Below are 25,943 nucleotides of genomic sequence, written 5' to 3'. Positions count from 1 at the left end.
GATTCACTCCATCAAAACAACAGAAAATGACACGACATATTTTCAAAATCATTTGGAACGAACGCCGGGGCAACGCATGGCTACTGCTCGAATACACGGTCGTCTTCTGTATACTCTGGTTCTGCTGCGATTACGGCTTCTCGCTGTACCGCAGTTACTATGCAGAAAACGGAATCAACGTCCGGCACACCTACCGCATTCAGTTGAGCAAACGGGCCGACCTGCCCGAAACCGACCGGTACGCCACGCTGCGGACCTTAAAGGAACGCATCGAACGCTATCCCGGCATAGAAACCGTCGCATTCGGAAGCTGGAGTCTTCCCTACGGAGGCAGTTACGCGCAGAATGGATTCGTAGTCAATTCCGATACGGTCGGCGGACGAAAAATATGCAATACGCAGGAAGTGCATGTAACATCCGACTTTTTCAACGTTTTCAGGATCGACCTGCAACAGGGAAAGCTGTTCGACGGCACCGATCCGAAAGCGGCGGTCATCTCGCCGTTCGATGCAAAAGGCAGGCTGTTCGGATCTTACACGGAGTTCCACGAACCGATCTCCGAAATACATACCGTGCTTCCGTCGTGGGGCGACTCGTCGTTCGCCCTGCATGTGACCGGAATCACGAAACCGGTAAGAATCATCCGTTACGGAAGCAATCCGATGTCGCTCGTATTCCATCCGCTGACCCCGGAACGCGCCGACCCCACACAGGACATCATGGTACGGATACGACCCGAAGCCGAAACGGATTTCGCGGAAAGGTTTACCCGCGACATGCGCGAGCAATTCACCATAGGTCCCTACTTCCTGCTGTCGGTCACCCCGATCGAAAACGAGAAAAAAGCGAGCGACGAAAGTACGTTTTACCACATGAAAGGCGTATACGCCATCATCGGATTTCTGGTAATCAACGTATTCCTCGGACTGCTGGGCAGCTTTTGGTTCCGGGTACAGGCCCGCCGCAGCGAGATCGGCCTGCGTGTGGCGATGGGTTCGTCCAAACGAAAGGTGAGGCGTATGATCGTCTCCGAAACCCTGCTGTTGCTGAGCATGGCCTGCGTAATCGGCACGGCCGTATGCCTGAACCTGTCGAAAACAGACCTGGTCGAAGCGATCGGAATTCCGATCGCCAACCGTGCGGCATGGGGTATCGGAGCCGAGCAGGACGCGATCAATTTCGCGGCGACGTCCGTATTCCTCGCGATCGTCTCGGTGTTCGCCGTATGGTATCCCGCCCGACAGGCGTCCGAAGTCCCGCCGGCAGACGTTCTGCGGGAAGAATAACGCAACCGGGATCGTCCGCCGCGTTTTCTCGGCGGACGATCCATTCCCCAAGCCGGAAATCCGCGAAGGCGCAACGCATACAATCCGGCCGGAAAATACACAAACACATTTATTCGGAAAAAGATGAAACGGATATACAGTATCATCGTCCCGATTCTGGGCTTTTGCCTCGCCCGGGTCCATGCGCAAGATACGGTACGGCTCGAACTGACCGAAGCCATCCGGTTGGGAAAAGAGCGTTCGGTTCAGGCCAAAGCTGCCGAAAGCGAATACCTGTCCGCTTACTGGGCCTACCGGACTTACCGGACGGAACTGCTGCCGGAAGTCGTCCTGAGCGGAACCGTTCCGTACTACTCCAAATCCTTCAATACGAGGCAGAACGAAGACGGAAGCTGGAACTACGTCGAAAACAATTACAACCGGATCGACGCCGGGATTTCCGTCACGCAGAACATCCCGTGGACAGGCGGAAAAATCACCGTAGGGAGCAGCTTCGAGCGGCTGCGCCAATACGGGGACGGGGACTACACCCACTACCGGTCGATCCCGGGAACCATTACGCTCGAACAACCCCTGTTCGGCTTCAACCGTATCAAATGGCTGCAACGGATCGAACCGGTGAAATACCGGGAAGCTTCCCGGAAGCGCATCAGCGACCGGGAAGAAGTGACGCTGACGGTGATCCAGTACTATTTCGACCTGCTGGCCGGCCAGACCAACCTCGACATTTCGGTGCAGAACCTGGACAATGCGGAACGTCTCTACGGAATCACCGAAGCCCAGCACCGTATCGGCCGCCAGTCGGAGATCGACCTGATGCAGATGAAACAGACCCTGCTGAACGCGCAGTCCGCCCTGACCGACGCGCAGATATCGCTCGAAGCCCGGATGTTCCAGTTGCGTTCGTTCCTCGGAATCGACGAAAGCGTCGTATTGCAGGCCGTCGTTCCGTCGTTCATCGCCGAACGTATCCCGACCCTGCGCTACCGCGAAGTGGTCGAACTGGCCCTGCAAAACAACCCGTTCACGCAAAACATCCAAAAAAGGATGCTCGAAGCGTCGCGCAACGTCAGCCAGGCCAAAGCCGACCGGTGGAACGTCAACCTGTTCGCTTCGTTCGGCTTGTCGGGAACGGCCGACGCCTTCTACCGGGCGTACAGTTCGCACAACCGCCGCAACGACCAGGTGATCTCGGTGGGGGTCAGCATCCCGATTCTGGACTGGGGGAAGCGAAAAGGGAGAGTCCTGGTAGCCGGGGCCGACAAAGAAGTGACCGAATCCCGGATCGAGAAAGAGAAAATGGATTTCAGCCAGAACGTTTTCCTGCGCGTACAGTACTTCAATAACCAGCCCCGCCAACTGCAACTGGCTCGGGAGCGGGCCGACCTCGCGCAAAAACGGTACGACACCTCCGTAGAGGCTTTCGTGCAGGGAAAAATCGACATCCTCAACCTGAACGACGCGCGTTCGTCGAAAGACGCGGCGCTGCTGAATTACATCGAGCAAATGCACTGGCTCTGGAGTTATTACTACCAGATACGCAGCCTCACGCTGTACGATTTTATCGGCGGCCGGCCGCTGACGGCGGAATACGACCCCGGGTAACGGTACCCGGAAATTGCGTTCCTCGGTCGGATACTCCGTCGAATATTATTATATTTACCTGAATTTTTAATCGAGAAACAACCGTATGATCCTGATTTGCGACGACGACGCGACCATCCGTTCTTCACTGTCCCTGGTGCTGAAACGCGCCGGCTACGAAGTCGCTTCGGCGGAAAATCCGCACGAAGCGCTCGGCTTCGTGCGCGGGCAATGCCCCGAACTGATCCTGATGGACATGAACTACTCGAAAACCACGACGGGGGAAGAAGGACTCGAACTGCTGCGGAAAACAAGAGTTTTCTGTCCGGACGTCCCGGTCATCCTGATTACCGCCTGGGGATCGATCGGCCTGGCCGTCCGGGGCATCCGGGCCGGGGCTTTCGACTTCGTAACCAAACCCTGGAACAACCTCGCACTGCTGAATACGATCCGAACGGCGATCCAGGTCAACGAAGAGAGTAAAGAACAGGCCCGCCCGGCGGAAAGCACTGCGAAGACGGTATTCCGACGCGAACGCATCATCGGCCGGTCGCCGCTGCTGACGCAAGTGCTCGACACGGCTTCGCGCATCGCACGCACCACGGCGCCCGTACTGATTACCGGCGAAAGCGGCACGGGCAAGGAGCTGATCGCCGAAGCGATCCACCAGAACAGCAAGCGCAGCAAGTCGCCTTTCGTCAAAGTCAACCTGGGCGGAATCTCCCAGTCCTTGTTCGAAAGCGAAATGTTCGGCCATAAAAAAGGCGCTTTCACCGATGCTTTTTACGACCGTACCGGTCGCTTCGAAACGGCCGACAAAGGGAGCATTTTTCTCGACGAGATCGGCGAGCTGGACATGGTCAGCCAGGTAAAACTGCTGCGGGTATTGCAGGATCAGACTTTCGAGCCGCTCGGCGACAGCCGACAAAAACAGGTGGATACCCGAATCATCAGCGCCACGAACCGCAACCTGCAGGAGATGGTGCGCGACGGCTCGTTCCGCGAAGACCTGTTCTACCGGATCAACCTGATCACGATCCGTATGCCGGCCCTGCGGGAGCGTCCGGACGATATTCCGCTGTTGGTCGATCACTTCGTCGGTCTTCAGCGGGAACTGAACGGCATCCGTGCGGTGGAAGTTTCGGCCGAAGCGATCGACTACCTGCAAAAACTTCCCTACCCCGGCAACATCCGCGAACTGAAAAACCTGGTAGACCGGACGATCCTGGTATCGGACAAAAACGTCCTGACCGATCGGGATTTCAAGGCCCAATACTCCGAAATATCGTCCGCAACGGCCGCGTTCGATTCGGTGCATTCGCTGGAGGAAATCGAAAAAAACATGATCCGCAAAGCCGCCGAACAATTCGGGAACAACCACACCAAAATCGCGACGGCGCTGGGACTAAGCCGGCAGGCGCTTTACCGCCGGCTGGAAAAATACGGCATCCGTCTGCCGGAATAAGTCCGTCGCCATGAAATCGAAACGACTTTTCTGGCTGTTGGCCGCACTGGTCTTCGGATCGCTGATTACGACCGGAATCCTGTTTTCCGACACGCACCCTGCCCTGTTTTGGACGATGGAGGGGATTGCCGCGTTGTCCCTGATCCTGTTCGTCTCCCTTTACCGGCGATTGATAAAGCCTTACCATATCCTGCTGAACGGAATGGAACTGCTCAACGAACAGGATTTTTCGAACCGGCTGCGCCTGGTAGGCAACGACGAAGCCAACCGGCTGATCGAAATTTTCAACCGCATGATGACCGAACTGAAAAACGAACGGTTGCAGGTGCGCGAGACCAACCGCTTCCTCGACCTGTTGATCCGGGCCTCTCCGCAGGGCGTCGTCATCCTGGACTTCGACGAACGCATTTCCGAGATCAATCCGGCGGGACTTATACTACTGAAAATCAACGATATCGAGACGGTCAAAGGGAAAAAGATCGGAGAATCCGATTTCAAACTGGCCGCCGACCTGGCCGGGTTGGAATCGGGGGACGACCTGATCGTGCACATCCCCGGACAAGCCATTTACCGCTGCGTCCGTTCGTCGTTCGCAGACAGGGGATTCGACCACCCTTTCATCCTGATCGAGGAATTGACCCGCGAGCTGATGCGGATCGAAAAGGCCTCCTACGAACGGATCATACGGATGATGTCGCACGAAGTCAACAACTCGATCGGAGCGATCGGGGCCACGCTGAACGTCGTCTCCGACATTCTGCGGCAAACCCAAGACAGTGACTGGCAGGACGTGCTTCCGGCGGTTTCGGCCTCGTTCGAGCGCTGCGGGAACCTGGCCCGATTCACCAGTAAACTGGCGGACGTCGTACGAATCCCCGAACCCGTGCGAGCCGACCTTTCGCTGAACGAACTGGTGCGGTCGGTCGACGCCCTGACCCGGATCGAATGCCGGAAAAGAAACATCTCCCTGTCGCTGTCGCTCGCCGATCCGGACACGATCATCCGGGCGGACGGCATCCAGTTGGAACAGGTACTGGTCAATATCGTAAAAAACGCTTACGAAGCGATCGGACACGACGGCAGAATCCGAATCGTCACCACTGCGGATCCTCCGTCCGTAACGGTCGAAGACAACGGCCCCGGAATCCCGGAAGAGATTCGGAAGCAACTGTTCACGCCCTTTTTTACAACGAAACCGTCCGGTCAGGGAATCGGCCTGATGTTCGTGCGCGAGGTGCTGAACAACCACCGCATGGCATTCAGCCTCACCTCGCAAAACGGGTGCACCCGATTCGAAATATCGGTCTGACCGCCCGGACGCACATCTCTCCGGAGCCCCCCCTGCGAACGAAGCGGGTGGCTCCGACAGTCGCAAATCTTGCGGCGCGGTCAATCGCGCCGGACGGGATTTGGTTTTATTCCATCTATTTTATAATTTTACAAGACCCGGAGCGACCTTTTTCCGGGTCGGATTTTACAACCGAAGTACATCGGATCCTATAAAAACTACTAAATTTAAAACCTATGAAAAACAAGTATTCGGTAATTTTAGGCAACCTGGGCAATACCTGCGACCGTTTCTGCAAAAGTTACAAAGACAATCCTTCGACCCTCGAAATGCTGTCGCAGGCGGTTAAGATCCCGCATGTGGAAGGAATCGAGCTGGTCGGCACATGGGACATCGGCCCGGACAACGTCAAAGAGATGAAAAAACGCTTCGCCGATTACGGCGTACAGTGCGTATCGATCATCCCGGACGTTTTCGGCGACAAGGCATACGGGAAAGGCACGCTGACCAGTTCCGATCCGGCCGTCCGGCAAAAAACGCAGGACTACCTGCGCCAGATGAGCGAAGTGGCCCTCGAAATGAACTGCGGCATCCTGAACATGTGGATGGCGCAGGACGGCTACGATTACCTGCTGACCACCGACTACGACCAGAAACGGGAGTGGCTGAAAGAAGGAACCGCCCGGCTGGCCAAAGAGTTCCCGACGCTGAAGTTCGCGCTGGAATACAAGCCCAAAGAGCCGCGCAATTTTTCGTTTCACGCCCGCATGAGCGACACGATCCTGGCGGCCAAAGAGACCGAATGTCCGAACGTCGGCGTCACGATCGACACCGGACACGGATTCGTAGCCGGCGAAAACGTAGCCGAAGCGGTCGTACTGGCCAAACGGGCCGGCGACCTGCTGTTCCACATGCATTTCAACGACAACCACGGCGCATGGGACGACGATATGATCGTGGGCAGCGTCCACAGCACCGTTTACGTAGACCTAATCTACTGGCTGAAAAAAACCGGCTACGCCGGGTGGCTGTCGATGGACCAGTACCCGTACCGCGAAAACGCCGTCGACGCGATCGCCGAGAGCATCGAATGGGTAAGGCGTTTCGAAGCGATCGTCGACGATCATTTCGACGAAATAGACCGGCTGGTAAAGCTGAACGACGCGGTAGCGACCTCTCGGTTCATGCGCAAAGCGCTGTTCGGCTAAACGGTAAAATATCCGAAACGATTGAAGAATAACCGAATGAAGAAACAATTGCTTTACGGCATCGGCCTGCTGCTGGCCGGATGCCTCGGAATGATGCAGGCGGCAGGCAGGCAAGCTCCGGCCGCCGACCTGCGGATCGAAGGCCTGCGCTGCGAATACGCGACCGACCCGATCGGACTGGACGTCCGGTCGCCGCAGTTCAGCTGGCGCACCGAATCGCAACGGCGGGGCGTATTACAATCCGCTTACCAGATCGTCGTCGCCCGGTCGCAAGAAGAACTGGCACAGGACAACGGCGTTTGGAACAGCGGCCGAATCGAATCGTCCCGATCGGCGGGCATCCGCTACGAAGGCCCCGCACTCTCGAGCAAGGAACGCTACTACTGGAAAGTACGCGTCTGGACAACCGACGGAGGACAAAGCGACTGGTCGGCGGCGGGATCGTTCGAAATGGGACTGCTCGACGAAAAGGATTGGGTATCGGACTGGATCGCGTACGTACCCGGAAAACCCGGCCGGATCATCTATTTCAAAGGAACGTTCTGCCAGCAGAAAGAGGTCGAAAAAGCCCGGCTGTATATCTCCGGGTTGGGTTACTACGAAATGTACATCAACAACCGCAAGGTCGGCGACCATGTGCTGGACCCGGCCCAGAGCAGTTATGACAAGCGGGTCTACTACGCCTCCTACGACGTAAAAGACTACCTGTCGCAGGAGAACGTGCTGCTGGTAGCCGTCGCCCCGGGCTGGTACGGGATGCCGAAGCTGCGGATGCAGATGGAAATCGCCTACACGGACGGCAGCGCAACGACGCTGACGGCAAACCACCTGAGGGCCGTAACGACCGGCCCGACCGTCTATTCGACGGTCTTCGACGGCGAGTTGTACGACGCGCGCCTCGAAGCGCCCGACATCTACAAGCCCTTCGTGCCGGCCGGCTGATGAACAAGGACTGGGGGCTGGCCCATATCGCCGACTCGCCCGGCGGGAAAATGGTGTCGCAAAAAATGGAACCCATCCGGGTAGTGGATACGCTGACCCCGAAGATCATCACAGAACCGAAGCCGGGAGTCTACGTTTTCGATACCGAACAAAACCTCGCCGGATGGGCTTCGTTGACCGTCGAAGGGGAGCGGGGCCGCGAAATCACGTTGAAATTCGCCGAAACGCTGTACGACGACGGACTCGTAAACCAGGAGAACCTGCGGAATGCGAAGGCGACCGACACCTACATCCTCAAGGGCGAAGGCGTCGAAACCTGGGAACCTAAATTCACCTACCACGGATTTCGTTACGTCCAGGTCGAAGGCCTGCCGCACGCTCCGAAAGTCGGGGACATCCGGGTAAAAATCGTGCGCAATGCAGTGGCTCCGGTCGGGAAATTCCATTGCAGCAACGAACTGCTGAACCGAATACACCGGATGGTCGTGGCCACCGAAGCGAGCAACCTGCACGGCGTGCCGACCGACTGTCCGCAGCGCGACGAACGGATGGGCTGGCTGAACGACCTGACCGTCCGCATCGAACAGGCGGTGTACAACTTCGACTTCTCGCGTTTCTACGCCAAATTCATCGACGACATCGCCGATACGCAACACGAAGACGGGACGATCACCTGCGTAGCCCCGTACCGCTTCGGAGCGCGGCCGGCCGACCCGGTATCGGCCAGCTACCTGCTGCTCGCGTGGAAATCGTACGAATATTACGGCAACCGGAACATCATCCGCGACCATTATGACGGCCTGAAAGGATGGGTCGATTACCTCGCATCGCGTACCCAAGACGGGATCGTCGATTATAGCTATTACGGCGACTGGTCGCCGCCGACCCAGTTCGCCGCAGCGCCCGGATCGGCCGTATCGCGGGACACTCCGGGCCAGTTGATGTCGACCGGTTACCTGTACTACTGCGCCTCGATGCTTTCGAAAATGGCGGAACTGACCGGCCGCGACAGCGACAAAGCCCGCTACGCGCAGCTCGCCGAACGGACGGCCGAAGCGTTCAACCGGACATACTGGAACGAACAGACCGGCGGATATGCGGCCAATAACCAAGCCGCCAATTCGTTCGCGCTGTTTCTGGGTATCGTCGACGAAACGCGTATCCCGCGGGTCGTGAAAAATCTGGCCGACGACGTCGAAAAACACGACTACCACCTCACGACGGGAAACCTGTGCACGAAATACCTGATGGAGATGCTAACGCGCTACGGCCACGCCGAAACCGCCTACCGAATCGCGACCCAGACGACCTATCCCAGTTGGGGATACATGCTCCAGAACGGCGCGACGACGCTGTGGGAGCGATGGGAATACGCCACCGGCGACGAGATGAACTCGCACAACCACCCGATGATGGGTTCGATCGACTCGTGGTTCTACAAATACCTGCTGGGAATCGTGCCCGACGCCGAACATCCCGGTTTCGACCGGTTCACCATTCACCCCTATGTAGTCGACGACTTGGAATTCGCCGAAGGAGAGTTCAACTCGGTAAAAGGGATGATCCGCAGCGGTTGGAGCAAAAAGAACGGGGTGTTGTCGCTGAACGTAACGATTCCGGCCAATTCGGTCGCTACGGTGTACGTGCCCTCTTCGCGCGTAGGAAGCATCACCGAGAGCGGTAAAAACGCGGCGAAAGCGCCATCGGTACGGTTCCTCGGAGAACAGGACGGCTGCGGCGTCTTCGAAGTGGGATCGGGGGACTATCGTTTCCGGTCAACACTGAAAAAATAGGCCGGGCCGGAGATCGCGCCGGAAAACGGCGAACGGCCGGACCGAAAGATTCCGGATTCCCGTATACCTTGAGGGTAAAACGGGGATCCGGACTTTTTACGCACCGGGCGACCGGCAAAGCAGATTGCACCTGTTACCGGACATTTAAGGCATTTCGATCTCTTTACAGGGGTCCCAGAAAACCTTCCTCCAACCGACGATCCGGTCGCCGGCGACCTGCACGCCCTCCGATTCGAGCAGTTCACGCATCCGGGACGGGCTGCCGAAAGCATGACTGCCCGAAAGCCGTCCCTGGCTGTCGACGACCCGGTGGGCCGGAATGCGGGCTTCGCCGCAGCTTCCCAGGATACGCCCGACCAGCCGCGCCCAGCCGGGACGGCCCAAAGCGCGCGCAACGGCCCCGTAGGAAGTGGCCCGTCCCCGGGGAACCGCAGCGACGATCTGACAGACCGCCTGCCTCAACTCGCTGAAATCGGATTGCTGCATCATTTTTCCGTATCGTTCAATCGACGGCGATTCGCCGCCTCAAAATTCCGGCGAACCGCTTCGAACCGACATTCCCCGAAAACCGCCGGGCGGCGGATACGCACACCGCTCGATGACTTTCCAAAATCAGATCAATCGTCATAAAAATACACATCCGAACGGTAATATACAAACATTTTTCCGATGGAATGCTCCGATATACCCCGATTCGCACATCCCGCAGCGAACGGCATACGCGAACGAAGGTCGGGACGGAAGACCGGTCCGTACGAAAAGGGAAGCGATCGCCTGCGGACGGCCGCCTCACATCGGAGAACGTTGCGGTTATCGGACTCAGAACCGGCAGGCAAGCCGAAACGTCCGGCGGATTTCAGACGAACAGGTCGTTCAGCGCTTCGCTGACGCTCGGGTGCGTGAAAACGAAATCGCGAAGAAAAGCGGCAGTGCGTCCGGATTTCATCGCCACGGCGACCGTATTGATGACCTCGCTCGATTCGGGACAAAACAGCGTACATCCCAGAATCCGGTTCGTGCGGGCGTCGATCACCGCTTTCAACAGGCCGTCCGTCTCGCCGATGGTCCGCATCCGGGGAATCGAAGCGACGGCTATCCGGTTGACCCGGACATCCAGGTTGTTCCGCCGGGCCGTCTTTTCGGTAATGCCGATGTGCGACAACGGCGGGTCGATGAATACGGAGTAGGCCACCGGATTGCGGTCGCCGGTTTTCCGCACCGCCGCGCCGAACAGGTCGTCCCGGATAATCCGGTAATCGTCCAGCGAAATGTAAGTGAACTGGAGTCCCCCCTTCACATCGCCGATCGCGCGGATATTCGGATTGGACGTCCTCAGCCGATCGTCCACGATGACGGCCCCGCGCGAATCGACCTTTACGCCGGCAGCTTCGAGATTCAGTCCTTCGGTCGCCGGCCGGCGGCCCGCAGCGATCAGTACGGCGTCCGCTTCCAGTTCCCCGACCCGGCCCTCCCCGGCCTGCCGCCAGGATACCTTCGCCGCCCCGCCGGAATCGCGCACGGACAATACGTCGGCGCCCGTTCGGAAAACGATCCCCTTTTTCTCAAGAGTCTCCCGGACGCTGTCGGCGACATCCCGGTCTTCCCTCGGCATCAGCACAGGCCCCCCTTCGAACACCGTCACTTCCGAGCCGAAAGAGGCGTACATGGAGGCGAATTCGAGCCCGATGTACCCGCCGCCCACGATCGCCAGCCGGCGCGGCAACTCCTTCAGCTCCATGATCGACGCGCTCGTATGGACGAAACGGCTCGCAGACAGCCCGTCGATCGGCGGCAGGACGGTCTCGGCCCCGGTATCGATAAAGATGTATTTCGCTTTCAGCACCTGCCTGCCTTCCGCGCCCTCCACCGAAACCTCGTCCGGGGAGACGAACGAGCCGACGCCGGTATAGACCGCGATCCCCGGACGGTCGGCCAGGTTGTGGTAATTCCGGTCGCGCAACGACGAAACGACCTCTTCCTTGACCGCGACGGCCCGGCGGTAAAACTCTTTTTTCCGGTCGAACGGAAGTTCGAGGCGCATGGCCGCCGCTTTCGCCTGGTGTATCAGCGTTTTGGTCGGAATGCATCCGGTATTGATACAAGTTCCGCCGTACATCTTCTCGGAACGTTCGACTACGGCCACCGTCCATTCGCGTTTGGCCAGTTCGACGGCTAAGGTCTTTCCGCCTTTGCCGAAACCGATAATAATCGCATCATAAGTCTTCATCGCCGTTGTTTTTTTGTTCGTTCAATAGCCTTCTGGCCGATTCGGAGAGCAGGATCACCGCCCCGGCCAAAATCGCGATATCTTTGACGACCAGCCTCCCCGCCCCGCTCAGCAGCGGAAATCCGTGCTCCGCCCCGAGGTCGGGAACCCACGCTTCGGGAGTCGTCGCAAGGAACGACAGGGTGCCGACAGTCATCAGGATTGCAAGGATTGCACCAACAAGGCCCGCTTTCGGAAAAAACATGCCGAGAAACGCCAGCACCCCGATCCCCATAATCAGGACGCCCAGTCCGCGCGAGAACCCGTACGTATTGTTCGCCGTATGCCAGTCGCGTTTAGCCGGGTCGAATTCGCCCTCGCGGAGCTTGTAATCCCTGTATTCGGGCGCGGATTTCGTATAGAAGAAGCTCATGAAAGGGCTGTTGGCGACGAAAGGGACGATCCCTTCGGCCTCGTAATTCCAAAATTTCAGGCCGCCGATCCAGACGAAGATCACGAAGATAGCGACACGCATCAGGCCGATGCCCAGTTTCCGGCAGCCGGCAGTCAATCTCAGCGAACCGACGTAAAGTTTTTTGAGTTCCGTCATCATCATTTCTCTTTTGAGGTTTAACGATGATGCAAAGATCCGCCGTTTACGCCGGCCGGTAAATGGCGATTCTGCCGGATGTGTTGGCAATTATTCCCTATTTCCGGCTCCGGTATTCCGAAATGCTTTTCCCGGTCGCCCCTTTGAAGAACCGGCTGAAAGAGGCCGCGTCTTCGAATCCGAGGATACCGGCGACCTCCTTGGCGCTTTTCGAAGTATAGAGCAGCAAACGCCGGGCTTCGGCCTGCGTCCGGTCGCGGATGACCTGCAACGGCGACGGCAGGCCGTAAACGGCGAAAAGATTCGACAGCGTTTTCGGGGAGCGGTGCAGCAGAAGGGCATACTCCTGCACCTGCTTCTTTTCACGGAAGTACCGGTCGACCAGCACATAGTACCGGCGGACGATGTCGAACTGCCGTTCGCTGCCCGCCCCGGCTGCGAACCGTTCCCGCGCCATGCGCGTACAAGTAATGATAAAACGTTTCAACAGAATGCGCAGCATCTCTTCGCGCAGGTTGTCGGCGACGGCGTACTCGGCAGCTATCCGGTCGGTGATCTCATGCAGCGCTTCCGACTGTCCGGCGGTCAACTTCAGCCGCATAACGTCCGACGATCCGTTGAACAGCAGGCCGTTGCACGACACTTCGTCGTCGTGCCCGTAGATGCAGTAAAAATCGCTGTTGAACAGCAACGCCAGATACTCTGCGCCGGACTCCCCGAATTCGATCCGGTGCAACGGAGTGAGCGAAACGATCTCGCCGGCGGCGAGTTGCGTTTCCACATGGTCGATCACGAGAGTTAGCGTCCCGCGCTGCACCCAGATGAATTTATACAGGCTCCGGTCCCGGCGCAGCACCGGATCGGCATGAAAGCTGCTGGTCATCGCGACGACTCCTTTCAGACGGGTGGTAACGCTGTAATCCATAGGGCTGCTGTTTTCCGGTAGTAAAGATAAGCATAATCCGCCGATAAAACCGCATCTTTCGGGACAGCGCAACCCTCCGTTGCGGGAAAAACGTCCCATTCGGGCGAAAATGATTACCTTTGCAGTCGTTCCCGAAAAACACGGCTATGAACATTCGCCCCCCCGAAACCCGGCTGTTTGCAGATCCGACGAAAAGAAAAAGATACCTTTTCGCCCTGACAATGATCCTGCTGATGGTAGCGGTCGCCGAACTGTCCGGCGAAAAAGAGATCATTTTCCCGGAAATGGCAGCCCTCACGATCGGCATGTGGATAGTCGACAAGCAGGTATGGCGGGTCAGCCGCGCGCGGATGGTGGCGCTGATGACCGCAGGCGCCGTAGCCGGAGTCTGCATCGTGCGCTACTCGCCGCTGCCGCTGATAGCCGACATCGCGGTTTCGTTCGCCTTTACGGCCGTATGCCTGATGCTGTTCCGCGCTTCGCTGCCCCCGCTGATCTCGGCGGGCATGCTGCCGATCCTGCTTGGCACCGACAGTTGGATCTATCCGGCGGCCGTACTGACGATGACCCTGACCGTAGCGGCCGGGCAACGCCTGATGGAACGGGGCCGCCTGCGGACGGCAGCCGATTTTACGCCGGCTGCAACGGAGTGGAAAAAAGAGACGCTCCGTTGGTTGTTCCTGCTCAGCACGATTCTAGTCGTCGCGGCCGTTCCGGTCTATACGTCGAACCTCTATTTCATTCTGCCGCCGCTGATAGTCACCTACGTCGAATTCGCCGGATCGAAAGCGGGCTTCCGAAACCGGCCGGTTCAGATCTTCCTGCTGCTGACGGCCGCCGCTTTCCTGGGCACGCTGTTCCAGTGGGCCGGGCACGTCCGTATGCAATGGCCCGAATGGGCGGTAGCGCTCGCGGTCTTCACCAGCCTGTTCCTGCTGTTCGAACGCATCGGCAAATTTTTCGCCCCGGCCGGAGCGGTCGCGCTGATCCCGATGATCGTGCCGCAGGAAGACCTACCGCTACTGCCCTTCGAGATCGCCGCCGGCGCAGCCCTGTTTATCGCCGCGGCAATGCTGCTGTTCCAGCAATGTTACCGGTGGCAGCGGGCTCAGTTGATCGTTTGCCTGGTACCGGCTCCGCTGCGGAAACACCTGAACCGGGACGGACGCCGGATGCGGAAAGCGGTACGGAAATTTTAGATCAGCGTCATCCGGGACTGCAACATGTCCAGTATCTGCCCTTTCAACTGTTTCGCATTGATCGGCTTGGGCATGTAACCGTCGAAGCCGTTCTGCATCACTTTCTGCTCGTCCGACGCGAAAGCGAAGGCGGTGACAGCGAGCACGGGCACGTCGGAAGATATTTTACGGATCTCGCGCGTGGCTTCGTAACCGTCCATTACCGGCATATTGAGATCCATCAGCACCAGGTGCGGCCGGTATTGTTCGAACAATTCGACGGCCTCTTTTCCGTTCCACGCATGTACCAGCCGGTAATCGTGCCGGAGAATGGTTTCGAACAGTCTGTAATTACTGTCGTCGTCCTCGGCGATCAGGACGGTCAGTTTGTCTTTTTCGACCGCCACGAGCGGACGCTCTTCCGGCTCGTCCTCCGGCCGGAGCGTGGCCGGCGTATAAGGGATCGTGAACCAGAACGTCGAACCTTTGCCCTCTTCGGACTCCACGCCGATCCGTCCGCCCATGTGCCGGACGATCGTATGGCAGATCGAAAGGCCGAGACCGGTGCCCTGTTCGAAGTGGTTCAGTTTGACGAACCGTCCGAAAACGCTGTCTTTCTTATCCTGCGGAATTCCGCAGCCGGTATCGGTCACGTAACAATAGATCTCCTGGCCGCGCAGTTCGTAGCCGAACCGGATACTTCCCTGCTTGGTAAATTTGATCGCATTGGATATCAGATTGATCAACAATTGGGAAAGCCGGTTTCTTTCGGAGCGAATAGGACATTCGGCCAAAGGCCGTTCGAACGCCAGTTCCACCCGATCCGTCTTCAGGCGCATCCGCATCACGCGTTCCTTCTCCTGCATCAGTTCGTTCAGATCGAAATCCGAATAGACGAATTCGAGCGTTCCGGCTTCGATCTTCGACAGATCGAGAATGTCGCCGATCAACTGCAACAACAATGCGTTGTTGTTCTCGATAATGCCGACGTACTCCTGCTTCTCCTGCTCCGAATCGGACAATGCCAGAATCCCCGAGAAACCGACGATCGCATTCAGCGGCGCCCGGATTTCGTGGCTCATATTGGCGAGGAAAGCCGACTTGAGCCGGTTGGACTCTTCCGCCCGGTCTTTGGCCGACATCATCTCTTGCTCCATCTTCTTCCGCTCGGTAATCACCTGCGACGAACCGACCAGCACCAGCGGTTTGCCCGATCCATCCCATGTCTCGACGGCCGCCTGCGCCTCCACCCACTCCTGCCGCCTACCCCGGCCTTCGCCGACGATCACCCGGTACTCCTCCTTCACTTTCGCTACCCGGCCTTCCGCCAAATCCCGGTAAGCGCGGCGCACCCTTTCCCGGTCTTCCCGGCGGATTTTGGCGAAATACTGCGTATCCGGCACGGAAAGCTGCTCTTCCCGGACATCGCCGTCCGTCCTCCCCAGTTCGATCGGCCGGTTCACATCGCACAGAATGGTGCGTTCCCGCAGGTTCCACTTCCACGGAACGATGCTGGCTATCTCCAGGGCCATCGACAACTTCTTGTTCGTAGTGGAAAGTTTCTGCTGCACGTCGTGAAGCTGGGTGCTGTCCAGGCAAAATACGTCTATAATTCCCGGCATATGCGAACAGCACAGCACCACCTCGTAGAACGTGTCGATCGACTTAAAATAGTAAGTAAAAGTAATGCTCCGCCGTTCGGCGATCGCGATCCGGATAAAATGCAGGAATTCGGGCATCGACTCGGGAAAAATTTCGCTTCCCTTCCTGCCGATAGTTCGCTCCTTGGGATAGAACGACCGTTCGAAAGACCGGTTCACGTCGCAGAACACGGTATCGACCGGATCGCCGGATTCGTCCAGCACTACACGCTCCTGCATGTATATGATCGGCATGTTGTCGAACAAGTTCGTATAGTTTTCACCGATCTGGATCTCCCGCAGTTGCGCCTTGCTGAGTTTTTGTAACATGCGGTTACGCTTCGACTGAAAAAGAAGCAGGGCGACGACGAAAAGAACGACCGTCCCGAAAAGGACGTACTTGTACTGCTCGAAAAAAGAGGGAGGCCGGTTGTAAACCACCGCCCCTTTCGGCGTATCGGCCAGAGAAAACCCGTTGCCGACCAGCGATTCGTAATTGAACGTAGGAATGCCCCGCGGAAAATAAAACGGAATATCCCGCGGCTGACGACCGGCCAGCACCCCGGAAATGGTTTCGAGCAACTTTTTATTGAACGCTTCCTGACTGTAAACGAAACCGCCGACGATACCGTTGGAATCCCTGATCCCCGACGGATGCAATGAAAAAAACGGCAGGGCGAACGTGGTGATTCCCCGGTAAGCGTTCGTCATCAGCACGGTATTGCCCACGAAGTTTTTTTTATACCACCAGGACGAATAGAGCACGCCCGTAGTTTTCCTGTCGATCATTTTCAAAGAATCGAACAACTGCCCGGTCGTCATGTCCGCCGCGGAAAAATAACGGTAGCTTAGTTCCGGATAATCCGTCCGCATCAGTTCGGAGAGTTCCTGTTCGTCCTGCCGGTTGATATACAAGTCGTCGCCCAGGAATACCAGCTCTTTCATTCCCGGAATCATCCGGCGCATCAGATCGACGCTCTGCTGCAGAAAAACGGGCGTTTGCAAGACCGTCAGGTTGTACTCCGAAACCAATTCGGACAACGGGGTTCTCAGATCGGGCGGAATCGGATTTCGCTTCAGATACAGACTGTCCGTTCCCACATACTCCTTGTCCGCGCAAAAAAGGATCGGAATGTCGCCCCAGTGTTTTTTTACATCTTCCAGCAATATCTTCGCCGGGTTCCCGATCAACAGCAGCATCCGGGGCGGGTGTTCCCGGTAATTCGCGAACAGCCTCCGCTTGAACTCGGTCGCCAGCGTATCGTTGTCGATCAACAACATGTTCATGTATTCGGAATACACGTTCAGGTTCTCGATCCCGGCGGCCATGTTGATGACAGGAATAATGATGTCGTTGCTCCATGCGGAGGCCTCGGCATAAACGCTGACGACCAGCATATAATCGGTTCCCCGACCCTGCTGTTTTCCGAATCCGGGAAAAACCGCGAGCAGGCAAAAAACAAAAAGCAATCCGCCCTTTATCGGGCGAAACAAACGGACATCAGGCCTATCTATCATAATAAACTATATACAAACCATTTAACATTCAACTTCATTGTTCGCGCACAATATGGCATACAAATATAATATATACCTTTTATTCCTGCAAAACGCACGATACGAGTTTTTTATAATCCACCGGAAGCGTGCCGCCCGGGTGTTCGGGCGCAATAAAGTCGGAATATGTTTTAAACGGGTTTTCTCCATACAAAACTTCCGTAAAAGCCCTATCGCTTCGGTTTCGCGGAACGAATGAAATTCCGTATCTTTGCAATAAATCCGGAACAATGAAAAACCGTCGCATGAAAAAAAAGACGATCCTGAAATACCTGCTCGCCGTTCTGGCGTGCACCGGATTCGCAGCCGCCGCACGGGCAGCCCTGCAAGACGTCGTTTCCGGGGAAGACCGGCAGACGACGATCCGGGTCTATCCGAGAGAGTCCGCCGGAAAGATCAAACCGGTGAACGGCGGCAACCTGGCCCCGCCGCTCGAAGACGAAGAGATGCCCGGATGCAACCTCCGCGAAGCGTTCGCCGGAATGCACATCCCGATCACGCGGCTGCACGACGCTCCGCTGGAGAATCCCGGCATGAGACTGGTCGATCTTCCGCTGATCTTCGCGAATCCCGAAGCGGACGCGGAAGATCCGGACAACTACTATTTCGCCCAGACGGACGACTATATTGCGAATTGCATCGCGTGCGGCACGGAAGTCTATTACCGGCTGGGAACCTCGATCGAGCACAGCGTCAACAAATATTTCGTGCACCCGCCCGAAGACGTGCGAAAATGGGTCGACGTCGCATCGAACGTCATCCGTCACTACACGGAAGGAAAATGGAACGGGTTCCGTTACGACATCCGTTACTGGGAGATATGGAACGAACCCGATCTGGGCCCGAAAATGTGGACCGGGACGTTGCAGCAGTTCAACGACTTCTATGCGCAGGCGGCGACCGAACTGAAAAAACGCTTCCCGCACCTGAAATTCGGCGGGCCAGGGCACTGCGCCTTCGGCGAACAGGCGGTCAGGGATTTCGCAGGGAACTGCGCCCGTCACAAAGCGCCGCTGGACTTCTACTCGTTCCACTACTACTCGCCCACCGATACCGAATTACTGCAAATGGCCGTAGACGCACGCCGGTATCTGGACGAATGCGGCTATCCCGAGACGGAGATCCACTTGAACGAATGGCACTACAACCCGTACGGCGGAGCGCTGTGGAACATGGGCCCGGCGGAGCAGAACGAAGCGATCCGGTTCATGCGCGGACTGGAATCGGCGGCTTTCCTGAACACGGTGATGATCGGCTGGCAGGATACGCCGCTCGACAAAGGATTCTACTACACGGTCACCACGACGCGCTGGGGCGTATTTGAAAACCGGACGCCGGTCAAAACTTACTACGGCATGAAAGCGTTCGGCGAGTTGACCGCCTATCCCGAACGGGTACGCACCGAAACGGACGGTATGCCCGCCGGAAGCCGCGTGCTGGCCGGCACGGACAGCCTGGGCAACCTGGCGATCCTCGCCGCCTGCTGGAAATCGGGCCCCCGCGAGTTCACGCTGGACATCGATGGCATCGGGAAATTCGCCCGAACCGAAGTATTCCTGCTCGACGAAACGCACGACCTGAGCCGGGTGTTCGAAACCGGGCGGACGGCAGGTCCGTTGAAGATCGGGACGGTTTCCGACTCGGGCGTGATCCTGATCCGGCTTTCGAAAAACGACTGACATGTACCGAACCGAAGAGACCGCCGCGACGATCCCGGCCGGGGAGTACGTCGCCCGCTACCGGAACGCTGAAAAATTCATCGTATTCTGCCAAGCATGTTCCCGCTACGGCGCCTGCTGGGCCTGTCCGCCGCACGGATTCGATGCGGACGAATACCTGTCCGGATACCGCACGGCGTTGATCATAGGCACACGGATCATCCCCGAGCCGTCCGCCCGCGCCGAATGCGCGACGCCGGAACAAGGCCGGCAGGCGGGACAGCGGATGATCGTCGAAGTCCGGCGGACGCTCGACGCCCGGCTATTGGAACTCGAACGGAAATATCCGGGCAGCCGCGCTTTTTATGCCGGAACCTGCCACCTGTGCCCGGAAGAGACATGCGCCCGGAGCGAAGGCCGGCCGTGCCGCTATCCCGACCGGATACGCCCTTCGCTGGAATCCCTCGGTTTCGACATCGGGAAAACCGCGTCGGAACTGCTGGGCATCGAACTGAAGTGGAGCGAACCCGGATCGTCCGGACTGCCCGAATATTTCACACTGGTCAGCGGCTTTTTCTCCAGCCGCCCCGCAAACGACGGATCATGGTAAGCGGGAAGCGCGAAAAAGCCGTTTTCAACTGGAGCGGAGGAAAAGATTCCGCGCTGGCGCTGTACAAGGCGCAGCAGAGCGAAGCCTACGAAATCGTATCGCTGCTGACGACCGTGAACCGCGACAACGCGCGCTCGTCGATGCACGGCATCCCCGTCGGACTGCTTCGTCGGCAGGCCGACAGCATCGGCCTGCCGCTCTACACGATAGACCTCGCGCCGGACGGCACGATGGAGAACTACGAAGAGGCGATGGCGGCGGCGGTCGGACACTTCAGGGATACGGGCGCCGATCGTTTCATTTTCGGAGATATTTTCCTGCACGACGTGCGCTCCTACCGCGAAAAGCAACTGTCGCCCTACGGCATCACGGTCGTCGAACCGCTGTGGGGCAAATCTTCCGCGGAAATCATGCGGGAATTTCTCGCCTCGGGCCTGCAAACCGTGATCGTCACGACGACCGCCGACCGGCTCGGCCGCGACTTCATCGGGCGGCGAATCGACGAAACGTTCGTACGGGACCTGCCCGACGGCGTCGACGTATGCGGCGAAAACGGCGAGTACCACACATTTTGCTACGCCGGCGGTCCGTTCCGCACGCCCGTGCAGTTCGCGCTCGGCGAACCGTTGCAGCGCAGGTACCCGGTCAAACTGGACGACGGCACGGTAAAAAACTACGCCTACTGGTTCGCCGACATCCGGGAAGGCTGATCCGCCCGCGCGCACCTACCCTATCGTTCTCCCTCGCCGGCAACAATACCTACCTCCGGGTATTGCTTTAAACGGACGATTTTACTTTTTTTACTCCTTAAAACAACGGGGCCGCAGGTTATTGCACACTATTTGCACAGAACCGATATCCGGAGCGTCGCGGCGACGGAGAGCCGCGCATCCGCCGCACGGGCACGGAACGCCAGCCTGCAACCGCGTCCGACATGGAAAATCAAACCGCATAAGACTATGAAAAAAATCGTTTTGCTCCGACACGGAGAAAGCACCTGGAACCGGGAAAACCGCTTTACCGGCTGGACGGACGTCGACCTGACCGAAAAAGGCGTCGCCGAAGCCGACAGGGCCGGCGAATTGCTGAAAAAAGAGGGTTTCGCATTCGACAAAGCCTATACTTCGTACCTTAAACGCGCCGTCAAAACGCTCGACCGCGTGTTGGACAAGCTCGACCAGGACTGGATCCCGGTCGAAAAGAGCTGGCGGCTGAACGAAAAGCATTACGGTATGCTGCAAGGACTCAACAAGAGCGAGACAGCCGCCAAATACGGCGACCAACAGGTGCTCGTCTGGCGACGCAGCTACGACATCGCACCCGATCCGCTCGCCGAGGACGATCCGCGCAACCCGCGTTTCGACCCGCGCTACCGGCTGGTTCCGGACGGGGAACTGCCGCGCACCGAATCCCTGAAAGAGACGATCGAACGGATCATGCCGTACTGGCAGTGCGCGATCTTTCCGAACCTGAAAATGGCCGACCAGTTGCTGGTCGTCGCGCACGGCAACAGTCTGCGGGGGATTATCAAGCATCTGAAGCGCATTTCGGACGACGACATCGTCAACCTGAACCTGCCGACGGCCGTACCGTACGTCTTCGAATTCGACGACCGGCTGAATCTTACGAAGGATTATTTTCTCGGCGACCCGGAAGAGATCCGCAAACTGATGGAAGCCGTCGCCCGCCAGGGTAAAAAACAACAATAAATTTAAACCGTTATAGAATATGAGCCAGATCATCAATTTATTGGGAGACAAAACCGAATATTACCTGAATCACGTTTGCCGGACGATCGACAAGTCGCTGATCCACATCCCGTCGCCGGACACGGTCGACCGGACATGGATTCCGTCCGACCGCAACGTCCGCACGCTGTGCAGCCTGCAAACGCTGCTCGGCCACGGCCGGCTGGCCGGCACGGGCTACGTGTCTATCCTGCCGGTCGATCAGGACATCGAACACACGGCCGGCGCGTCGTTCGCTCCGAACCCGGTCTATTTCGACCCAGAAAACATCGTCAAACTGGCAATCGAAGGGGGCTGCAACGCCGTAGCTTCGACGTTCGGCAACCTCGGCGCAGTGGCCCGCAAATACGCGCATAAGATACCGTTCATCGTCAAGCTGAACCACAACGAGTTGCTGACCTACCCGAACACGTACGACCAAGTGCTGTTCGGATCGGTCGACGAGGCGTGGAACATGGGAGCCGTCGCGGTCGGCGCGACAATCTATTTCGGTTCGGAGCAGAGCCGACGGCAGTTGGTCGAAATTTCGGAAGCCTTCGAACGGGCGCACGAACTGGGTATGGCGACGATCCTGTGGTGTTACCTGCGCAACGGCAGTTTTAAAAAAGACGGCGCCGATTATCACGCGTCGGCCGACCTGACCGGGCAGGCCGATCACCTGGCGTCACGATCAAGGCCGACATCGTCAAACAGAAACTGCCGACCAACAACGGCGGGTTCACCGCGCTGCATTTCGGTAAAACGAACGAAAAAATGTACACAGAGTTAGCGTCCGACCATCCGATCGACCTGTGCCGCTACCAGGTGGCCAACGGTACATGGGTCGCGTCGGACTAATCAACTCCGGCGGCGAATCGCACGGCGTATCCGATCTGAAAGACGCCGTCATCACGGCCGTCGTCAACAAACGCGCCGGCGGCATGGGGCTGATCAGCGGACGCAAAGCGTTCCAACGCCCGATGAAAGAGGGCATCGCGTTACTGCACGCGATTCAGGACGTTTACCTCGATCCCGGCATCACTATTGCATAATCTACCGGCAATAGGTTCCGGCAAATCCGCTGAATAATTCAAACCGGCATCCATCGAAAAATCGCTGGGTGCCGGTTCTTTATGCCGTTCATTCCGGAAAACCGTCCCCCGCGATCTCCGAAAACGGGATACCCGCCGCAGGACATCGCCTTACGAAAAGCCGCTACGACCCGGAAAATTACCGGCCGCCGAAAAGCCGCAGACGGCAGAGCAAGTGCCCGAACGCATCGAGCGGACGATACCACAGCAGGCGGGGACCCGCATAACGCATCACGCACCGCATCCGTTCCCGCATGGATATTTTGTAGCAATGAACGGGGCATTTCTTGCAAACCGGTTTCCTGTCGCCGAACCGACAGCAATCCAACCGGACAACGGCATACGCGAGCAATTCCCGACACTCCGGACAAAGCTCCCGGTTCCCTTCCCGGTGGATACAGTAAAAACGGATCATCCGCTCGACGACCCGCTTCTCATAGTTTATCCGCCCCCCCGGAAAAATCATACGTCCGATCTTACAATCAATCAACTCGCTGCAAATCAATTATCCACAAATCTCGAATACGGCACCGTACAGAAACGATCATTACCGCCATACCCGTTTCCCAAACCGCCCGGACATCTCGCAATTCCGCCGTACCAAAGCATTTTGTACAAATATAATCAAATTGTACGGATATTTGTATTTTATCCGGACGCTGTTTACTCCCGTCTCCGGGAAATACCCCTCGCCGCATAACATGCTATTTTAGAAACGGAAACCGTCACGGCCCCGTTCCGAAAGAACGGTTCCGACTGACAGAAAACTCATTTATCCCGGACCGAATGCAGTATCCCCGACACCGTACAGCGCTAAAAATTTTAGTCACTTTCACTATTATTTTTCATTTAGATCCAAATACTTAAGAAATTCGGACCGAAACCGATCCGACCAATTATCGATATGTATGCATTCTATCAGTTATTTAATCAGAGCAAAAGAAATCCAGGACTTTGCAGCACAATTTTACGAACCGGGACGGCACGACAAATGTTACAAACAGGTTTGGCTGAAACACGTATTTCCTAAATACGGCTTCAACTACGATACGTTCCTGCGTTACATGCGCGTGGACACCAGTTGTCTCGAAGAACTTCTGGTCGAACAGGAATAAAACCGACCGACAGCGGCTATGGCGATCCAGGATTTCCATTTCGTTCCGGGAGAGCTGTATCTTTTCTCCCTCGATCCCCGGCGCCACGACCCGGACCGCTGCCTGTGGGGAATTTTCGACAAACTCGAAAACGGGAACGTCGTTCTGGAGGTCATGACCGGCGGATTGACCCGATTTTACAGGGACGCCTGCGTCCCTCCCGAATACGTATCCGTCAGGCGGGCGACCCGCAACGAACTCAAAGATTTCTATTTCAGTTACGGGCACCGGAGCGGGAGGACCGGAGAATAAAATCTTCGGTAGATAATCCGCATCGTCGAATATCTCATCCATCGACCGGCGATTTGGACAGGAATTTGCAAGCTATGCATTTTATTCGTAAAATGCACAGAATTATGGAAACTATCGAACGAAAACCGCGTTTCAGAAAAATCGTCCGGACGGCGGGGATCGTCGTCGTCGCCGTCCTGCTGCTGCTTGCGGGCGCAAACCTCTGGATCGGCCGGATCGTCCGGCAAAAGATCGAAAAAGAGGTCGCCGAGCAGACCGGCGGAATGTGCCGGATCAGCATCGACCGGGTGCGTCTCAATCCGGTCGGCCGGTCGCTGCGGCTCAAAGGCATCGTCCTGACGACCGACAGCCTGCTGCTCGCAAAACGACATCCCGGCCTGCGGATGTTCCGGCTCACCGCAGCACAGCTTTCGATCGGCGGAATCCGCCTGACGCAACAAGACGGAGACCGGACGCCGACGATCGCCGAAATCGAAGTGTCGGCGCCGCACGTCGACATCGTCCGCAACTTCAGCGACTCGGTTCCACCGGTCGACTCGCTGCAACGGGCATCCGGACAGATCGTCCGGACGATCGGCTTCGGCCGGCTCCGGATCGCGGACGGCTCGGTAACGTACTGCGAGATCCGGAACGGACGGCAGACATGCCATACGTTGCGGGGACTCTCCGTACAAACCGACGATTTCCGCCTGAACGCCGGGAATGCGAACGACAACGGATGGCTCGACAACGGCATCCGCACTTCCGTCGAATCGGTAAACTATCAGCTCGACGAAGGAGCGGTCGCGTTGCAGGCCGATACGCTGATAATCGACACCCGCAAAGGCGAATGCTCGGTAGCGGGCGTCCGCCTGTTGCCGCAATACCCGAAAAGCGAATTCGCCTCGCTGGTAGCAGGCCATCCGGACTGGACGCAGGTCGTCGCAGGCCGGATCGCGTGCACGGGGGTGGACTATCCCGAGATCGCGCGGAACAAAAAGCTGAAAATCGACAGCGTATGGATCGGCAACGTGGAAATCGGCAGCTTCAAGAACCGACAGATCCCGCAAAAACAGCGCATCAAACCGCTCTTTTACCAATCCCTGCAAAAACTCTCTTTCGGAGTGGAAGTTCGTAGAATAAGTTTCAGCGACATTCGCGCCGTGTACGAAGAACTGTCGGCGACGGGAACCGTTCCAGGTACCGTCACCTTCGACAGTCTGAGAGGCGACCTGTACGGACTCGCCAACGCCGCCTCGCCGGAACATCCGCGCATCACCCTGAAAGCCAGCGGGCGACTGATGAACCGGGGAGTCTTACAGGCGACCTTCCTGCTGCCGGCCGATTCGCTGGACGACCGTTTCGAAGTGGACGGAAAGCTCGGCCCGATGGAACTACAGGCGATGAACCGGGCGATCGAACCGCTGGTGAACGCGCGAATCAATACGGGGCGAATCGACGGAATGAATTTCCGCATCGCGGGAGACTCTCGCCAAGCCGACGTACAATTACTACTGCTGTACGACAGCCTGAACGTCTCGCTAATGAAACAGGAGAAAGACGGGCCCAAGGCCCGCCGGTTGCTTTCGGCCATCGTGGACGACCTGTTGATCCGCACCGGCAATCCGGAAGACGGAGTGACCCGCACCGGCGAAGGCGTGACCGAACGGGATCCCTACCGCTCGCAGTTCAACTACCTGTGGAAGTCGCTGATGCCGGGTATCAAACAGACGGTCGTCGGACACGGAACGGTCGTCAAAAGACACCGCCACCGGGACGACCGGCGATAA

Annotated in this window: 21 protein-coding genes and 1 pseudogene; 16 read left to right on the top strand and 6 right to left on the bottom strand. The window is 57.5% G+C overall.

Going from position 1 to position 25,943, the window contains the following annotated elements:
• Window positions 1-26 precede the first annotated feature (26 nt).
• The 7 genes from DW082_RS04730 (at window position 27) to DW082_RS04705 (ending at window position 9,566) form a co-directional block, all read left to right on the top strand.
• Window positions 27-1,286: an FtsX-like permease family protein gene (locus tag DW082_RS04730; RefSeq protein ID WP_118457585.1), complete on the top strand. Its 1,260-nt coding sequence runs from the start codon at window positions 27-29 to the stop codon at window positions 1,284-1,286.
• Window positions 1,287-1,409: 123 nt separating this feature from the next.
• The gene (locus DW082_RS04725) at window positions 1,410-2,891 is read left to right on the top strand and encodes a TolC family protein (RefSeq protein ID WP_055204977.1); all 1,482 of its coding nucleotides are present in this window, start codon (window positions 1,410-1,412) and stop codon (window positions 2,889-2,891) included.
• 85 nt (window positions 2,892-2,976) lie between these two features.
• On the top strand, window positions 2,977-4,335 hold the full coding sequence (locus tag DW082_RS04720) for a sigma-54 dependent transcriptional regulator (RefSeq protein ID WP_055204975.1): 1,359 nt from the start codon (window positions 2,977-2,979) through the stop codon (window positions 4,333-4,335).
• Window positions 4,336-4,345: 10 nt separating this feature from the next.
• Window positions 4,346-5,644, top strand: a complete 1,299-nt coding sequence (locus tag DW082_RS04715; protein WP_118457583.1) for a PAS domain-containing sensor histidine kinase — start codon at window positions 4,346-4,348, stop codon at window positions 5,642-5,644.
• Between the two features lie 215 nt (window positions 5,645-5,859).
• Window positions 5,860-6,831, top strand: coding sequence for a sugar phosphate isomerase/epimerase (locus DW082_RS04710; RefSeq protein WP_055204971.1), 972 nt, complete (start codon window positions 5,860-5,862; stop codon window positions 6,829-6,831).
• Window positions 6,832-6,867: 36 nt separating this feature from the next.
• A complete protein-coding gene (locus DW082_RS14955; RefSeq protein ID WP_259335510.1) occupies window positions 6,868-7,773 on the top strand; it encodes an alpha-L-rhamnosidase N-terminal domain-containing protein in 906 nt (301 codons plus the stop codon).
• Window positions 7,773-9,566 (top strand): family 78 glycoside hydrolase catalytic domain, encoded by a 1,794-nt coding sequence (locus DW082_RS04705; protein WP_259335509.1) that lies wholly within the window; start codon window positions 7,773-7,775, stop codon window positions 9,564-9,566. Before DW082_RS14955 ends, DW082_RS04705 begins: the two co-directional genes overlap by 1 nt.
• 144 nt (window positions 9,567-9,710) lie before the next feature.
• Here DW082_RS04705 and DW082_RS04700 read toward each other — a convergent pair whose 3' ends face one another.
• The 4 genes from DW082_RS04700 to DW082_RS04685 form a co-directional block, all read right to left on the bottom strand.
• Entirely contained in the window at window positions 9,711-10,055 is a 345-nt protein-coding gene (locus DW082_RS04700; RefSeq protein ID WP_228385786.1) for an MGMT family protein, read from the bottom strand.
• Between the two features lie 367 nt (window positions 10,056-10,422).
• Window positions 10,423-11,793, bottom strand: a complete 1,371-nt coding sequence (locus DW082_RS04695; RefSeq protein ID WP_118457581.1) for an FAD-dependent oxidoreductase — start codon at window positions 11,791-11,793, stop codon at window positions 10,423-10,425.
• A complete protein-coding gene (locus tag DW082_RS04690) occupies window positions 11,780-12,385 on the bottom strand; it encodes a DUF417 family protein (protein WP_055205151.1) in 606 nt (201 codons plus the stop codon). The genes DW082_RS04695 and DW082_RS04690 overlap by 14 nt, the downstream gene beginning before the upstream one ends.
• A gap of 94 nt (window positions 12,386-12,479) precedes the next feature.
• Window positions 12,480-13,307: an AraC family transcriptional regulator gene (locus DW082_RS04685; RefSeq protein WP_118457580.1), complete on the bottom strand. Its 828-nt coding sequence runs from the start codon at window positions 13,305-13,307 to the stop codon at window positions 12,480-12,482.
• Window positions 13,308-13,453: 146 nt separating this feature from the next.
• Here DW082_RS04685 and DW082_RS04680 point away from each other — a divergent pair, with 146 nt between their 5' ends.
• Window positions 13,454-14,506 carry an HPP family protein gene (locus tag DW082_RS04680; protein ID WP_182424090.1) on the top strand — a complete coding sequence of 351 codons (1,053 nt, stop codon included), beginning with the start codon at window positions 13,454-13,456 and terminating at the stop codon, window positions 14,504-14,506.
• On the opposite strand, the gene DW082_RS04675 is transcribed toward DW082_RS04680, so the two are convergent.
• Window positions 14,503-17,643, bottom strand: coding sequence for an ATP-binding protein (locus DW082_RS04675; RefSeq protein ID WP_182424089.1), 3,141 nt, complete (start codon window positions 17,641-17,643; stop codon window positions 14,503-14,505). The genes DW082_RS04680 and DW082_RS04675 overlap by 4 nt on opposite strands.
• Before the next feature lie 284 nt (window positions 17,644-17,927).
• Here DW082_RS04675 and DW082_RS04670 point away from each other — a divergent pair, with 284 nt between their 5' ends.
• The 5 genes and pseudogenes from DW082_RS04670 (at window position 17,928) to DW082_RS04650 (ending at window position 22,729) form a co-directional block, all read left to right on the top strand.
• Window positions 17,928-19,361 (top strand): GH39 family glycosyl hydrolase, encoded by a 1,434-nt coding sequence (locus tag DW082_RS04670; protein ID WP_182424088.1) that lies wholly within the window; start codon window positions 17,928-17,930, stop codon window positions 19,359-19,361.
• 1 nt (window position 19,362) lies between these two features.
• Window positions 19,363-19,950: a DUF2284 domain-containing protein gene (locus DW082_RS04665; RefSeq protein ID WP_101572794.1), complete on the top strand. Its 588-nt coding sequence runs from the start codon at window positions 19,363-19,365 to the stop codon at window positions 19,948-19,950.
• Window positions 19,944-20,660, top strand: a complete 717-nt coding sequence (locus DW082_RS04660) for an ATP-binding protein (RefSeq protein ID WP_101572796.1) — start codon at window positions 19,944-19,946, stop codon at window positions 20,658-20,660. Before DW082_RS04665 ends, DW082_RS04660 begins: the two co-directional genes overlap by 7 nt.
• 249 nt (window positions 20,661-20,909) lie before the next feature.
• Entirely contained in the window at window positions 20,910-21,659 is a 750-nt protein-coding gene (gene gpmA / locus DW082_RS04655; RefSeq protein ID WP_118457617.1) for a 2,3-diphosphoglycerate-dependent phosphoglycerate mutase, read from the top strand.
• A gap of 19 nt (window positions 21,660-21,678) precedes the next feature.
• A pseudogene (locus DW082_RS04650) lies at window positions 21,679-22,729 on the top strand (class I fructose-bisphosphate aldolase).
• Window positions 22,730-22,907: 178 nt separating this feature from the next.
• Here the strand turns inward: DW082_RS04650 and DW082_RS04645 are convergent.
• Window positions 22,908-23,234, bottom strand: coding sequence for a nitrous oxide-stimulated promoter family protein (locus DW082_RS04645; protein ID WP_055204949.1), 327 nt, complete (start codon window positions 23,232-23,234; stop codon window positions 22,908-22,910).
• 442 nt (window positions 23,235-23,676) lie between these two features.
• On the opposite strand from DW082_RS04645, the gene DW082_RS04640 reads away from it, so the two are divergent.
• The 3 genes from DW082_RS04640 to DW082_RS04630 all read left to right on the top strand — a co-directional run bounded on the left by DW082_RS04640 (window position 23,677) and on the right by DW082_RS04630 (window position 25,943).
• Window positions 23,677-23,883, top strand: coding sequence for a hypothetical protein (locus DW082_RS04640; RefSeq protein WP_055204947.1), 207 nt, complete (start codon window positions 23,677-23,679; stop codon window positions 23,881-23,883).
• Window positions 23,884-23,901: 18 nt separating this feature from the next.
• Window positions 23,902-24,174: a hypothetical protein gene (locus DW082_RS04635; protein WP_118457576.1), complete on the top strand. Its 273-nt coding sequence runs from the start codon at window positions 23,902-23,904 to the stop codon at window positions 24,172-24,174.
• Window positions 24,175-24,278: 104 nt separating this feature from the next.
• The gene (locus tag DW082_RS04630; RefSeq protein ID WP_118457574.1) at window positions 24,279-25,943 is read left to right on the top strand and encodes a hypothetical protein; all 1,665 of its coding nucleotides are present in this window, start codon (window positions 24,279-24,281) and stop codon (window positions 25,941-25,943) included.

It is taken from the genome of Alistipes sp. AF48-12 (assembly GCF_003477565.1).
Lineage (GTDB): Bacteria > Bacteroidota > Bacteroidia > Bacteroidales > Rikenellaceae > Alistipes_A > Alistipes_A hominis.
This window is presented reverse-complemented; position numbering and strand designations above follow the sequence as displayed.

Coding starts and splice junctions, on each gene's coding strand:
- DW082_RS04670 (WP_182424088.1), top strand. CDS start 17,928: ATGAAAAAAAAGACGATCCTGAAATACCTGCTCGCCGTTCTGGCGTGC.
- DW082_RS04710 (WP_055204971.1), top strand. CDS start 5,860: ATGAAAAACAAGTATTCGGTAATTTTAGGCAACCTGGGCAATACCTGC.
- DW082_RS04690 (WP_055205151.1), bottom strand. CDS start 12,385: ATGATGACGGAACTCAAAAAACTTTACGTCGGTTCGCTGAGATTGACT.
- DW082_RS04645 (WP_055204949.1), bottom strand. CDS start 23,234: ATGATTTTTCCGGGGGGGCGGATAAACTATGAGAAGCGGGTCGTCGAG.
- DW082_RS04635 (WP_118457576.1), top strand. CDS start 23,902: ATGGCGATCCAGGATTTCCATTTCGTTCCGGGAGAGCTGTATCTTTTC.
- DW082_RS04630 (WP_118457574.1), top strand. CDS start 24,279: ATGGAAACTATCGAACGAAAACCGCGTTTCAGAAAAATCGTCCGGACG.
- DW082_RS04720 (WP_055204975.1), top strand. CDS start 2,977: ATGATCCTGATTTGCGACGACGACGCGACCATCCGTTCTTCACTGTCC.
- DW082_RS14955 (WP_259335510.1), top strand. CDS start 6,868: ATGAAGAAACAATTGCTTTACGGCATCGGCCTGCTGCTGGCCGGATGC.
- DW082_RS04665 (WP_101572794.1), top strand. CDS start 19,363: ATGTACCGAACCGAAGAGACCGCCGCGACGATCCCGGCCGGGGAGTAC.
- DW082_RS04700 (WP_228385786.1), bottom strand. CDS start 10,055: ATGATGCAGCAATCCGATTTCAGCGAGTTGAGGCAGGCGGTCTGTCAG.
- gpmA (WP_118457617.1), top strand. CDS start 20,910: ATGAAAAAAATCGTTTTGCTCCGACACGGAGAAAGCACCTGGAACCGG.
- DW082_RS04725 (WP_055204977.1), top strand. CDS start 1,410: ATGAAACGGATATACAGTATCATCGTCCCGATTCTGGGCTTTTGCCTC.
- DW082_RS04660 (WP_101572796.1), top strand. CDS start 19,944: ATGGTAAGCGGGAAGCGCGAAAAAGCCGTTTTCAACTGGAGCGGAGGA.
- DW082_RS04705 (WP_259335509.1), top strand. CDS start 7,773: ATGAACAAGGACTGGGGGCTGGCCCATATCGCCGACTCGCCCGGCGGG.
- DW082_RS04680 (WP_182424090.1), top strand. CDS start 13,454: ATGAACATTCGCCCCCCCGAAACCCGGCTGTTTGCAGATCCGACGAAA.
- DW082_RS04715 (WP_118457583.1), top strand. CDS start 4,346: ATGAAATCGAAACGACTTTTCTGGCTGTTGGCCGCACTGGTCTTCGGA.
- DW082_RS04695 (WP_118457581.1), bottom strand. CDS start 11,793: ATGAAGACTTATGATGCGATTATTATCGGTTTCGGCAAAGGCGGAAAG.
- DW082_RS04730 (WP_118457585.1), top strand. CDS start 27: ATGACACGACATATTTTCAAAATCATTTGGAACGAACGCCGGGGCAAC.
- DW082_RS04675 (WP_182424089.1), bottom strand. CDS start 17,643: ATGATAGATAGGCCTGATGTCCGTTTGTTTCGCCCGATAAAGGGCGGA.
- DW082_RS04685 (WP_118457580.1), bottom strand. CDS start 13,307: ATGGATTACAGCGTTACCACCCGTCTGAAAGGAGTCGTCGCGATGACC.
- DW082_RS04640 (WP_055204947.1), top strand. CDS start 23,677: ATGCATTCTATCAGTTATTTAATCAGAGCAAAAGAAATCCAGGACTTT.